Source organism: Rothia sp. 27098_8_161, assembly GCF_041432905.1.
Taxonomy (GTDB): domain Bacteria; phylum Actinomycetota; class Actinomycetes; order Actinomycetales; family Micrococcaceae; genus Rothia.
The window spans coordinates 1-12,702 of sequence record NZ_JAPWAL010000028.1 but is presented as its reverse complement, the minus strand read 5'-3'; the positions used below and the strand labels follow the sequence as shown (position 1 = coordinate 12,702).

At 60.7% G+C, this 12,702-nt stretch carries 12 protein-coding genes; 6 read left to right on the top strand and 6 right to left on the bottom strand.

Annotation, left to right across the window (positions count from 1 at the left end; all coding sequences use genetic code 11):
• From dapE to O3648_RS07820, 4 genes are all read left to right on the top strand, one after another.
• On the top strand, window positions 1-678 hold a 678-nt coding region (gene dapE / locus O3648_RS07835; RefSeq protein WP_371569451.1), incomplete at its 5' end, for a succinyl-diaminopimelate desuccinylase.
• A 104-nt stretch (window positions 679-782) separates the two neighbouring features.
• Window positions 783-1,208 carry a taurine ABC transporter substrate-binding protein gene (locus tag O3648_RS07830; protein WP_279755133.1) on the top strand — a complete coding sequence of 142 codons (426 nt, stop codon included), beginning with the start codon at window positions 783-785 and terminating at the stop codon, window positions 1,206-1,208.
• A gap of 5 nt (window positions 1,209-1,213) precedes the next feature.
• On the top strand, window positions 1,214-2,575 hold the full coding sequence (locus O3648_RS07825; RefSeq protein WP_279741095.1) for a hypothetical protein: 1,362 nt from the start codon (window positions 1,214-1,216) through the stop codon (window positions 2,573-2,575).
• Window positions 2,576-2,758: 183 nt separating this feature from the next.
• Window positions 2,759-3,136: a Sec-independent protein translocase TatB gene (locus O3648_RS07820; protein WP_279741093.1), complete on the top strand. Its 378-nt coding sequence runs from the start codon at window positions 2,759-2,761 to the stop codon at window positions 3,134-3,136.
• Window positions 3,137-3,239: 103 nt separating this feature from the next.
• Here O3648_RS07820 and O3648_RS07815 read toward each other — a convergent pair whose 3' ends face one another.
• The 3 genes from O3648_RS07815 to O3648_RS07805 are packed head-to-tail and all read right to left on the bottom strand — an operon-like array spanning window position 3,240 to window position 6,643.
• Window positions 3,240-4,442, bottom strand: a complete 1,203-nt coding sequence (locus O3648_RS07815; protein ID WP_371569446.1) for a P-loop NTPase — start codon at window positions 4,440-4,442, stop codon at window positions 3,240-3,242.
• On the bottom strand, window positions 4,432-5,322 hold the full coding sequence (locus O3648_RS07810) for a DUF1003 domain-containing protein (protein WP_279741087.1): 891 nt from the start codon (window positions 5,320-5,322) through the stop codon (window positions 4,432-4,434). Before O3648_RS07810 ends, O3648_RS07815 begins: the two co-directional genes overlap by 11 nt.
• A complete protein-coding gene (locus tag O3648_RS07805) occupies window positions 5,315-6,643 on the bottom strand; it encodes a magnesium transporter MgtE N-terminal domain-containing protein (protein WP_279741084.1) in 1,329 nt (442 codons plus the stop codon). The genes O3648_RS07810 and O3648_RS07805 overlap by 8 nt, the downstream gene beginning before the upstream one ends.
• Before the next feature lie 130 nt (window positions 6,644-6,773).
• On the opposite strand from O3648_RS07805, the gene O3648_RS07800 reads away from it, so the two are divergent.
• Entirely contained in the window at window positions 6,774-7,757 is a 984-nt protein-coding gene (locus tag O3648_RS07800) for a hypothetical protein (RefSeq protein ID WP_279791341.1), read from the top strand.
• Between the two features lie 132 nt (window positions 7,758-7,889).
• On the opposite strand, the gene O3648_RS07795 is transcribed toward O3648_RS07800, so the two are convergent.
• Entirely contained in the window at window positions 7,890-9,419 is a 1,530-nt protein-coding gene (locus O3648_RS07795) for an aminopeptidase P family protein (protein ID WP_279789720.1), read from the bottom strand.
• 215 nt (window positions 9,420-9,634) lie between these two features.
• Here O3648_RS07795 and O3648_RS07790 point away from each other — a divergent pair, with 215 nt between their 5' ends.
• Entirely contained in the window at window positions 9,635-10,609 is a 975-nt protein-coding gene (locus O3648_RS07790; RefSeq protein WP_279791342.1) for a PHP domain-containing protein, read from the top strand.
• A 102-nt stretch (window positions 10,610-10,711) separates the two neighbouring features.
• On the opposite strand, the gene O3648_RS07785 is transcribed toward O3648_RS07790, so the two are convergent.
• Together O3648_RS07785 and O3648_RS07780 are read right to left on the bottom strand one after the other, a co-directional pair.
• Window positions 10,712-11,977 carry a site-specific DNA-methyltransferase gene (locus tag O3648_RS07785; RefSeq protein ID WP_279742148.1) on the bottom strand — a complete coding sequence of 422 codons (1,266 nt, stop codon included), beginning with the start codon at window positions 11,975-11,977 and terminating at the stop codon, window positions 10,712-10,714.
• Window positions 11,978-11,985: 8 nt separating this feature from the next.
• Window positions 11,986-12,702: helicase-related protein (locus tag O3648_RS07780; protein ID WP_371569444.1), on the bottom strand; the 717-nt coding region annotated here is incomplete at its 5' end.

Below are 12,702 nucleotides of genomic sequence, written 5' to 3'. Positions count from 1 at the left end.
CTGGCACGTCTGATCCGCAACCACGGCGAACTCATCACTGACGCAGACTTCGGTGTGCTGCTTGAACCGACCAACGGCACCATTGAGGGCGGCTGTAACGGCACCATGCGTTTCTTCGTGCGCACCCGCGGCCTTGCCGCCCACTCGGGACGCGCTTGGCACGGCGAGAACGCGATTCACGCCCTGGCACCGGCATTGGCGGCGCTCGCCTCCTATGATCCGAAAACTATTGCCGTGGAGGGCCTGGATTATCGTGAGGGCCTGAACGCGGTGCAGATTTCTGGCGGTGTTGCCGGTAATGTGATTCCTGATGCAGCGGCAATGCACGTGAACTACAGGTTCGCACCCGATAAGAACCTGGACGAGGCGGTCGCCCATGTGCGTGAGGTCTTCGCCGGTTACGAGCTGGATTTTGTGGATCTTTCCCCGGCAGCTCGCCCCGGCCTGGACACCCCGCTGGCAGCTTCCCTGATTGAGGCGGTGGGGCAGGAGCCGCAGCCGAAGTATGGTTGGACGGACGTGGCGCGCCTGAGTGAGATCGGTATTCCCGCCGTAAACTTCGGCCCCGGTGATGCTCTGCTGGCTCATACCGATAATGAGCATGTGAGCTTTAGTCAGCTGACCCGGTGCCACGCGGATTTGCGTGCCTGGCTACTCAGCGACCGTGACGAGGATTAGACATAACAGGACTAGTCGCGGCGCTGATTCTGCCGGTGCTGACGCTACTATTTGAATTTAGGTGACCGTCAGGGATTGATGGTCCTGCATGATATGAGATTGAGATGAACTTTCTGCTGATTCTGCTTGCCCTGCTGATTGCGGGCATCGCGGCGCTCTCCGTTGTGGCGCTCACCGGTGAGCGTGCCGTGCCCGGTGCCGCATTCTTTAGTGGTGTGGGCCGTGACGGTTTGGGAACTTTCGACCGTCTGGAGGATTTGACTACCGCGGTTCGTTTCTTCGGCGATCCCGAGGACGAAAAGGCGTCTGCGAGTGAGTCGGTATCCGGTGATGCTTCTGCCGAAGCAGCCGCAGAATCCGCTGAGGGTGCTGCTGAGCCTGCTGTTGAGCAGAAACCCGTGTGTCGCGTCGCGGTTCCGCGGGCTGATGATGCGGAGAGCACCTTGAGCGCGCATAACCTTGTGGAGAAGCGAAAGAACGTCCGGGCGGCTTCCTCCGGTCGGGTGGCTACTCCGGCTGAGGGGAATTAGCGTCTGTGAGTGTTCCTTCTCAGCACCCTAGCCCTGTTCCGCTTGCCCGCGCTAACTCTGCCGCTGACTCGGCACCCCGCACCTCCTCGGAGCAGGGTGAGTCCTTTGACCAGCTACTGACCTGGGCGTACGCCGCTGCCGGTGAGCGCCTGCACCGTGTGTGGGAGCGTCTGTGTGCCCTGCCCGCGTGGCTGTCGGTGCTACTGATTTATGGTCTGTCCCGAGTGTGGGGCTTCATTGTGTTTGCCGTGGTCGGTCAGCAGCAGCTACGAGGTCCGTGGGGTGAGCACCTGGATTATTTGTCGTTCATTAGTATCTGGGATGCCGGCTGGTATGAGCAGATTGCGGTACAGGGCTACCCGAGTGAGTTGCCGGTGAATGCAGCGGGTGTGGTTCAGCAGAATCAGTGGGCTTTTTATCCGATTTTCCCGCAGCTTTCCGGTGCTATTAGCCATGCGACAGGCATCGGGTACTACCCGGTGGCGGCGACTGTTGCTCTGCTTGCCGGTTTCGCAGCCGCGTGGGTGATTTACCTGCTCTTTGAGGCGTCGTTGAAGGCGACCGGTTTCAAGAGTGAGGAGTTGCCTTCTGTGCTGTCTAAGTGGGCTGTTGCGTTGGTGTCATTCTTGCCGGTTGCGCCGGTGCTTCAGGTGCCCTATGCGGAGTCGCTGAATCTGGTGTTCCTTGCCGGCGCCCTGCTGTGCCTGGTTCAGGGACGCTACGGTCTGCTGGTTCCTGTGGCGGCGTTGGCGTGCCTGTCCCGCCCGGTGGGTGTGCCCCTAGGCGCGACTGCCGGTCTGTGGTGGTTTACGTGCTGGGTTCGTTCAAGCCGCCAGTCGAGTATGGGCACGGCGTTTGTACGTCATCTGGGGCAGCTGGTGAGCGCCCTGGTGGTGTGTGCGTGTGCGCTGGTGTGGCCTGCGATTGCATGGTGGGTTACGGGCCGTGTGGATGCATACACCGCCACGGAGACGGCGTGGCGCGGCACCCATCTGGCGCTGATTCAGCCGTGGCTTTCGCAGGGTTACCTGTACTTTGGGTATGCAGCTCCGGTACTGCTGACTCTGCTGATTCTGGGCTTTATCGCTCTGTGCTTGAGCCCGTTGGCACGTAGGGTTTTGGCGGCTCCGTTGAACCTGTGGTGTCTGAGCTATTTTGCGTATTTGATTCTGTTTTTGAATCCGCAGTCTTCGACGTTCCGTCTGTTGTTGCCGTTATTCCCGCTGGTGATTGTGGTGGCGGCGGTGAGCCGTTCGCGGGCGTATCGTTGGGCGTTGCTGGTGGCAGGTGCGTGCGCGCAGTGGGGCTGGGTTGGCTGGCTGTGGCATTGGAAACAGCTCCCTGGCGGTGGAGACTACCCGCCGTAAACCGAATATTGTGTCAGGAGACCGCCGGTGTGTAGCCGGCAGTCTCCTGTGTTCTTAGCCGTGGGCGCAATGCCCCTTTGCGGTGCTGTAGCATACGCCTTTTGCCTGTCCAGATTTTAAAGACACGTCCAGAAAGCGCCGCGGGTTCGGCGGTGCTGGCTCGGAACTGATAATCTATATTCCGTGTTTGGTATTAGTGGCACCGAGTTTATTATTTTGGCCGTTATCACGTTCTTTGTGATCGGTCCCGAACGCATGCCTGAATACGCCCGACAGATCCGTGAATTCGTCAAGATGGTGCGCCGTATGGCGTTCGACGCGAAGGACGACTTCAAGGAAGCCCTGGGCGAGACAGGTTTGGAAGATATTAACTGGCGCCAGTACGACCCCCGCCAGTACGACCCGCGCGTGATTGTGAAGCAGGCGTTCGCTGAGGATGACGCCGAGCGTGAGCGTGAGGCGAAGGAACGTGAAGAGGCGCTGCTGAAGGAGAAGGAAAAGTCGGAGAGCCGTGCTCTTCCGCGAGGCGCATACGCCCCCTTCGATGTGGACGCAACCTAAGATTTTGACATGAAAGAACCCCGCACTGTGATGGTGCGGGGTTCTTTGTATATCTGCTGTTTGGCCGCAGCTTCTAGAAGCTTGGTTCTAGACTGCTGCAGCTTTAGACGAAGAGCGGCAGGCTCTGACCCGCCCTCGACTCGCCCGAGTGCAGTAGCTGCGAGGCAATGGACTGAATCTCTTCGGCAGCGGACGAATCCGGGTGGCTCCAGACCACGGGGGTACCCTCGTCGCCGCCGGTACGCAGGTTTACGTCCAGCGGGACCGAACCGAGCAGTGGTACCGGGTAGGAGAGCGCCTCCGAAAGACGCTCAGCGAGCACCTGACCGCCGCCAGAACCGAACATGTCGAGTACGGTACCGTCCGGTAGGGTCATGGCAGCCATGTTCTCGACCACGCCCACGACCTTCTGACCGGTCTGCAGGCTCAGGGTGCCGGCACGCTCCGCCACATCCACCGCGGCGTGCTGCGGGGTGGAAATAAGCACCAGCTCCGCATTGGGCAGTAGCTGAGCCATGGAGATGGCAATATCGCCGGTACCGGGCGGTAAATCAAGCAGCAGCACATCCAGGGCACCGAAGTGCACGTCCATGATGAACTGCTCCAGGGCACGGTGTAGCATGGGGCCGCGCCACGCTACCGGCTCGTTGCCCTTGAGGAACATACCGATAGAAATCACACGAATAAAGCCGCCGCTGACCTTCTGCTCACCCCAACGCTGGGTGGGGGCGGGAACATCCACGGTCGGCGGAAGAATCAGATCATCCAGGCGGGTCGGGGCGTCAGTAATACCCAGCAGACCCGGGATGGAGAAGCCGTGCACATCCGCGTCAATAATGCCCACCGCAAGCCCGCGTGAAGCGAACGCGGCGGCAAGATTTGCGGTCATAGAGGACTTACCCACGCCACCCTTACCAGACACCACACCGAACACGCGGGTTAGCGAACCGGGTGCGGTAAACGGGTTGGAACGCTCCGGCTTGAGCATCGAACGCAAGGCGGAACGCTGCTGCGGGTTCATCGCACCCACCACCAACTGCACACGCTCAACACCCTCAACGGTGGCGGCGGCGTCACGAACTTGCTGTTCGATGGTGTTCTTCAGCGGGCAACCCTCAATGGTGAGTAGCACCGTGACCTCAGCCCAGTGGCGACCGGGAATCGGCGCACCCAGCTCATCCAGCTCAGGATGCACGAGCGCAGTGTCAACCATACCCAGCTCCGTAATGGAGCGGCGCAGTTCGGGATCCTCGACACGGGCGAGCGCCGCGTAGAGCGCATCCTGCAGGGGTGAATTAGCGGTCATGGGCGCCTCCTTCACGGGTGCGCTCTGCCTGCTGCTGTGCCTGCTGAGCTTCGCGGCTCTGAGGCTGGCTCAGATCGCCGCGGTGGGAATGATCCTGTGCGGAGTCCTTCGCAGAGCGTTCAGACTTGTCAGAGGGCTGCTCGGTGCCGTTCTCGGTGCCCTCAGCGTCCTTTTCCTCGCCCTCGGAGATATCGATATCGTCGATAGCCTCCTCCAAGTCCTCAATGTCTTCACTGATGTCCTGCAGCTGCTCGGCGTGACGCTCCTGCTCCTGCGCAATGTTCTGCAGTTCCTCAAGAATGTCACGCAGCTCGCTACGGACGAAGTCACGGGTCGCAACCTCACGCAGAGCAATACGCAGCGAAGCAATCTCGCGGGTCAGGTACAGGGTCTCCTCCAGGTTCTGCTGGTCGCGCTTACGGTCCTCAGATGCCACCACACGGTCGCGGTCATCCTGACGGTTCTGCGCCAACAGCAGCAGGGGAGCAGCGTAAGAAGCCTGCAGGGACAGCATCAGGGTCAGCAGGGTGAAGTTCAGACTACGCGGGTCGAACTGCATCTCCTCCGGCGCCAGGGAGTTCCAGGCAAGCCACACGCCACAGAAAACGGTCATCCACATCAGGAACTGCGGGGTACCCATGTAGCGTGCAAAGCCCTCGGTCATGCGGCCGAAAGCATCCGGGTTGGGGCTCGAGAACAGCTTCGGCTTACGGGTACCGGGGGTGCTCAGCTGCGAGTCGTTACGCTGCGGGCGGGAGTCGCCGCGCTCGCGGTTGCGTTCAGCGTACTTCTTCTCCAAGCGGTCTTTGAGAATGCGAGCCTTATCGATGCGGGGGTTCTCTTCGGTACGGTTTGCGTCACGGCGGTTCGAATCAGGCAAAGCGTCGTCCTACCTTTCGTACGGGAGTTCCATCATCGTAAGTGCGCCAGTCTTCGGGCAGAAGCGCATCGAGCACGTCGTCGATGGTCACTGCGCCTACCAGGCGGTGCGATTCGTTCACAATGGGAACGATGGTCAGGTCGTAGGTTGCCAGCACGCGTGCCAGCTCTTCCAAGCTGGCCTGGTCAGAGACGGGCTCAGTGCCGGTATCAAGGATGTGACCAATCGGCTCGCTCGGCGGCACACGCAGCAGCTTCTGCATGTGCACCAGGCCCAGGTATTTGCCGGTCGGCGTTTCCAGAGGCGGGCGGGTCACCATCACAGCAGCCGCCATCGCCGGAGGGATTTCCTCGGCGCGGATGTGCGCGAGCGCCTCTGCGACGGTCGCCTCGGGGGAGAGGATAATCGGTACCGGGTTCATGAGCGAACCGGCGGTACCTTCGTCGTATTCGAGCAGTCGACGCACATCGTCTGCTTCGTCGGGTTCCATGAGTTCGAGCAGCTTTTCACGCTGGGCGTCGTCCAGCTCGATGAGCAGGTCGGCGGCGTCGTCCGGTTCCATTTCTTCGAGGACCTGCGCGGCACGCTCGTCGTCCAGGTGCGAGAGGATTTGCACCTGGTCCTCGGCGGGCAACTCCTGCAGAACGTCCGCGAGGCGCTCATCCTGCAGTTCGGCGGCGATTTCGACCATGCGCTTATCGCTCATCTCGTGGATAGCGTCCGCAAGGTCGGCGGGCTTGGAGTTCTCATGGTTCGCCACGAACGCGGTTGCTGCCTGCGGTTCCACATCGGTGGAGAGCACCGCTTCGTCCCAGTCGACGATGAGGGTCTCCTTAGAGCGGCGGCGCCACGTGTTGGAGGAGGAACTGACGCGGGAAACGAACAGCTCGGTCACGCCCCAGTCGCCGTTGCGGCGCTGCTCAATGGCGACGTCCTCAATGACGGCGTCGCCGCTGCCGTCGAGCAGGCGCACACGGCGGTCAAAAAGCTCACCAACGATGAGAGTCTCAGAGTTGCGTTGTTCAAAGCGGCGCAGGTTCACCAGGCCGGTTGAAATGATCTGTGAAGCGTCGATACTTCGCACACGGGTCATGGGCATGAACACGCGTTTCTTGCCGAGCACCTCAATAATGATGCCGACAACAATGGGTTCGCTGCCCTTGGCGGGGCGGGCGCCCGCAATGGATGCGCCCAGGCCGCGTTTGAGCACGACAACATCTCGGAGACGTCCGAGGCGGTCACCGAAGGGGTCAAAAACGTCGAGGCCCAGAAGGCGGGCAATGTAAATCTTGCTGGGGGTGCTGAACTTCGAATTGCTCACCTCTCTAGGGTACGCTCTGCCGTGGGGATTCGCACTTTGAGAAGCCTAATTGAAGAGGTGTTTGCTACGCCTGTAGAGGAGCTGACTGCCCACCGGGCCCAGGGTTGGGGTGGGCGGTAGAATAGGAGTCATGACTTCTCACCTGCCGAATATTCCCTCGACCCCGCCTTCTTCATATCTGGCGTCGCGCCTGTCGCAGGCTCAGGGCAAGCCTCTGCCCGCCGGTGAGGCGATTGCCTCCTTCGTTCGTCACGATGATGCGCTCGCCGCTTTTGATGTGCTCAGCGAGCAGGATTATCCGGTCACGGCGCTGTACCTGGTCAATGACGGTATCCGCCAGGTGGAGTACCCGGTACAGCCCGGTTATGGTCGTGCCCTGATTTCTTCAGCGATTCAGGGTGTGGTGATTGGCCTGTTGTATTCGGCATTTGTGTCTTTGAACGGCACCTCTTTTATCTCTGCGGCAATGTCTACGGTGCCTATCTCTGTGGCCATTTTTGTCCTGTGGCGTATGTTTGATTTGCGCCGCGGCCGCGGGGCTCGTTACCCGATGCGTACTGAGGCGATTCCCTCGCGCACCGTGATGTACGCTCTGCCGGAGTACGCTCAGGATGCGCGCCGCGTGCTGGGTGCGCATCCTCGCTTCTCGGCGGTGGTTGCGGCTGCGCGTGCGGCTACAGCTCCGGAAGCTTCGCAGGCTCGTGCGGCACAGAGCACCGTTTCGATGAATGGTGCACCGGTTCCGACCGGCGCCCCGAAGGCGCCCTCGTACCGTGCGCAGGCGGGTAGCCAGCCGGCACCGAACCAGAACCTGCCCGTGCGTGATGCGACCGCGCAGAACGCGGTGGCTCAGAGCGCGGCGCAGAATATGCCCGCACCGGTTGCCCCCGTACAGTCCACACAGTCCGCCGAACAGGAACAGGCAAGTACTGACCAGACGACCGGTCAGAAGCCAGATACGCAGAAGCGTCCGGCTCAGCGGTACGGTCTGCGAGTGGACGACCCGGAAGAGTACGCGAAGCTGATTCAGCCCAAGCCGCAGCGTCCGACCCCGCGCCCGCAGGGCCTGCACGATAAGTCCTCGCACGATAATTCTTCGAAGGACTACGAATAACCGAACCCGCAACGGCAGTAGCCGCCCATCACGGTGGGAAACAACCATAGAAGACACGCGAAAGCCCCTCACCGAACGAGTTGGTAAGGGGCTTTCCCTATGAGCCGTTACTAACGCATCTGGGGGTAGGCGTTACTTCGCCAGCTTCGCCATCCACTCCTCAATGCCTTCAACGGTGCGCGGCAGTGCAGCGGAGAGATTCACGTTGCCGTCCTCGGTGCAGAGCACGTCGTCCTCAAGGCGGATACCGATACCGCGGTATTCTTCGGGAACGGACAGATCCTCGTCCTTGAAGTACAGTGCAGGCTCAATGGTGAAGACCATGCCCGGCTCCAGCTCAGCCCACATGTACAGTTCAGCCTTTGCCTGCGCACAGTCGTGCACGTCCAAGCCTAGATGGTGGCTGGTGCCGTGCGGCATCCAGCGGCGGTGCTGACCGCCCTCAACGGTGAGCGAAACATCAGCGGAAACAGGCAACAGGCCCCATTCTTCCAGACGGTGTGCAAGAACGTTCATGGCAGCCTCGTGGATTTCGTAGAACTTGACACCCGGCTTAGCGACAGCGAATGCGGCGTCAGCAGCCTCCAGCACAGCGTTGTAGACCTTCGCCTGAACCTCGGTGAACTTACCGTTCACGGGGAAGGTGCGGGTCACGTCTGCGGTGTACAGGGTGTCGTCCTCAACGCCTGCGTCCAGCAACAGTAGCTTGCCGTCGTCGACGGTGCCGTTGTTGCGGATCCAGTGCAGGATAGTTGCGTTGTTACCGCACGCTGCGATGGTGTCGTAGCCCAAGTCGTTACCGTCGGTACGTGCCACGGAGAAGAACGCGGTCTCAACGACGCGTTCGCCACGGTGATGTTCCTTAGCCTTCGGCAGGGAGCGAATGACCTCTTCGAAGCCCTTGACGGTCAGATCAACGGAACGCTGCAGGTTCTCAATCTCGATAGCGTCCTTGATCAGGCGAGCCTCGGAGAGAGCCACGGCCAGTTCGGAGTCCAGCTTGTCAGCCTGCTCCAGCTCCACGCCGGTGTTGTAGCGGGAGGTGTCAACCAGTGCGTCAACAGCCGGGTCAACATTGCGGACCAGGCGGATGTTCACACCACCCAGGCCCTGGTTACCGGCGTTCTTAGTGATAGCTACCTCAAGCTCGGATAGGTCTCGGGTGCGGATGCCGAAGCGTTCGGAGAACTCCTTCAGGGTGGGGCGGGGACCAACCCAGAACTCGCCATAGCGGGCGTCTGCGTAGAACTCGGTGGTGTCGCGGCCAGCCAGCGGACGGAAGTACAGGGTGACTTCGTGGTTGGAGCCGTTGTCACCGGTACCCTCTTCGACGGGCTCGAAGATCAGCACAGCGTCGGGTTCGTGGTCGATGCCCAGACCGGTCTGGTGCGCAAACGCCGAGTGGGGACGGAAGCGGTAGTCGCAGTCGTTGGAGCGGACCTTCAGCGGGCCCGCGGGCAGGACGAGGCGCTCGCCGGGGAATGCCTTGGAGATCTTGGCACGGCGCTCAGCCGCGTAGTCTGCTACGGGCTCGCGAGTGTAGCCGTCATCTTCGGCAGGTGCCCAGTTTGCGGCAATGAATTCGGTGAATGCAGATGCCTTAGGGGTGCTGCGGTGGTCGTTCTTCTGAGCTTCGGTGCTCTTCTCATTGTTCTCAGTCATGGGTTAATCATATCGCCTTCACCACAAGTGGGCAGATGTTTTAGCGCTTTTGACTATAAGAGAGGGCCGGTGGGGCAGAATATATCTTTGACCTGCGACCGGGTACCCGATATTGCGCCGCCGATATTGGTAGGGTTGAATCAGAAGAGTAGATGACATGCCTTAAAACCCCGCTGAGGTGGCGAGGAACTAGCAGGGGCGGGGAAGGAGAGAAAATGACGCAGACAGAACATCGAAATAGTGCATCGCAAAATAATGCGCAGCAGGCACCGCAGCCCGCTGAATCGGGCGCGCCTGAAAACCGGAACCTTACCGGGCGCTATGATCTGCATATTCACTCCGCTATTTCTGACGGTACGCAGAGCCTGGCCGAGCTGGTGCCGCTGATTGCTCGCGCTGGGTTGGCGGGTTTTGCGCTGACTGATCACGATACGACGGCTGGATGGGCGCAGGCGGCTCAGCTGGCGGATGAGTACGGTCTGGATTTTCTGCCGGGTGCCGAGTTCTCTTGCCGCTACCGGTACACCGACGGTGAGGGCCGCGCACGCACGAAGACTATTCACCTGCTCGCTTATGGTTTTGACCCGGTGGGTTCGGAGTTGGCGTGCCGTGTGGAGGCGATTCGCGCTAGCCGTGCGGGCCGTGCACAGGCTATTGTGGACCGTCTTGCCGCTGACTACCGGCTGACATGGGATGACGTGTTGGCGCAGGTGGGGGCGGGGAACACAGCGGTGGGCCGCCCTCATATTGCTGATGCGCTGGTGGCTGCTGGTGTGGTTGCTGATCGTTCTGAGGCTTTTGCGAAGCTACTGTACACGGGTAGCCCCTACTATGTGCCGCAGGGCGCGCTGGATCCTTTAGAGGCGGTGCGTCTGGTGGGTGAGGCTGGGGGTGTGCCGGTGATTGCGCACCCGATGAGTACGATGCGTGGGCCCGCGTTGAGCCTGGAGTACCTGGGTTTGATGGTGGAGGCTGGCCTGGCGGGTGTGGAGGTGTATCACCGTGAGAATTCGGTTCAGGACCGTGCGCGTCTGCTGGAGTTCATTGAGGGTCAGCGCGCGGCGGGCCGTGAGGTACTGGTGACAGGTTCGAGTGATTACCACGGTGCGGGCAAGCCGAACCTGCTGGGTGAGAATACGACGGATGCGGCGACGGTGGCGCGTATCCGCGAGCTGCTGGCAGCCCGGTAGTAAGACCAGTAGCTAGGGGAAAGAGTGTGGGGCGGGTTCCTAATCAAGGAACCCGCCCCACACTCTTAACACGTGCTCTCACGAATACGCAGAAAAGACAGCCTAGACGCTCTCACGCGAGGCATGATGTTGCAACACCGCACCCGCAGCAACCGCATCCCGCTGAGCCCGGGCCGCACGAGCCTTAGCCCGCGCCTGATGCTGACGCTGACGACGCAACTCATCACGACCATCAATACGCATCTTCTTATCCACCGCATCCATCGACCGGTGACGCACAAATCGGCACGACGCACCCTCAACCGGCTGCGTAGTCTCGGTGAGCGTATCCAACACAGCCTTTAGCGCATGACGGCTCGCCGCCGTCAACGCATCACGACTCGTACCGCCACGAACACCCACCGTACGCTTCGGCGTGAACAACACACTCGCCCCACGCGGCACACCGCGATACTCAGCGAACGACACCGGATCGACACCCAGGCGCTTAGCCATCACCTCAATAGCCGGCGGATTCTGATCCACACACACGAACTTACGGCCCAACTGAGCCGCCGCCGCACCTGTAGAACCAGAACCAGCGAAGAAATCCAACACCCAATCACCCGGACGGGAACTCGCCGCAATCATACGACGTAACAAACCTGTAGGCTTCTGCGTGGGATACCCCGTCTTCTCCTTACCCGTCGGCGACACAATAGTATGCCACCACACATCCGTAGGGAGCTTACCGCGAGAAGCCTTCTCCTCAGTCACCAAACCGGGAGCCATATACGGTTCACGATCAACCTCCGCAGTATTGAAGTAATAGCTGCGGTAATCCTTCGCGTACACCAAAATATTGTCGTGCTTCGTCGGCCAGCGGCGCGTAGACTTCGCACCGTAGTCATAAGCCCAAATCAGCTCATTAATGAAGTTCTCCCGACCAAAAATCATGTCGCACATAATCTTCACATAATGAACCTCACGCCAATCCAGGTGCAGGTACAAGGTGCCGTCCTGCGCAAGCAGACGATGCGCCTGCTCAATACGCGGTGCTAGGAATGCCCAATAATCCTCGAACGAGTCGTTATAGCTCGCCAGAGTCTGCAGGGTGCTCGAATAGCTCTTGCCCTTAAAGCCGGTGCGGTCACCCTTCTCAGAAGCCTCCGCGCTCAAAGTGCGGCGCGTTTGCTTCTTACCCGTATTGAACGGCGGGTCAATGTAAATCACGGTGAACGCACCATCGGGCAGGTCACGCAGATACCCTAGGTTATCTGCCTGCACTAGCAGCGACGGGCCCTGCGGATCGAAAACAGCCGAATCCGCGGGGTGCGTCTTAGCGGTAGAGGAGGGCGCGGCAGGTGCCGGGGATGCTGAAATACCCAACCCCGGCCCTAGCCTTCAGAACCAGCACGGTCAGCGCCACGGCCCTTACTGCGAGAACTCTCAGGACCGGAGTCCCCAGCACGAGAACCTTTAGCACGCGAGCCTTCAGAGCGGTGGCGGGTGCGGCGACCCTCACCCTCCAGCGGCTGACCCTCAACACGGCGGGTACGGCGACGCTTACGAGGCGCACGCTCAGAACGCTCAGAAGAATGCTCGGTACGCTCAGTGCGCTTGCGGCCTTCGGAACGGCTACGGCGCTTGCCACGGCCCTCACCGTCACGACCGCCAGAACGGCCACCATCACGACCTCCGCGAGAACGAGCCGGGCGGCCATCACGAGAATCACGGGCGCTCTCAAAGAACTCCTCGCCCATCCCCTCAGCCACACGCTCCTCGCGCGGCAGACGGCCCTTGGTGCCAGCCGGAATGTTCAGGTCGTAGAACAGGTGCTCAGAGGAAGAGTAGGTTTCTACAGGCTCAGGAACGCCCAGCTCCAGGGCGTCGTTAATGACCTTCCAGCGCGGCAGGTCATCCCAGTCCACCAGGGTCACGGCGGTACCCTCATTGCCCGCACGGCCGGTACGGCCGGTACGGTGCAGGTAAGTCTTCTCATCCTCGGGCACGCGGTGGTTAATCACGTGGGTCACATCTTCAACGTCAATACCGCGAGCCGCCACGTCGGTCGCGACCAGAATATCGACCTTGCCGGAACGGAACGCCTTCAG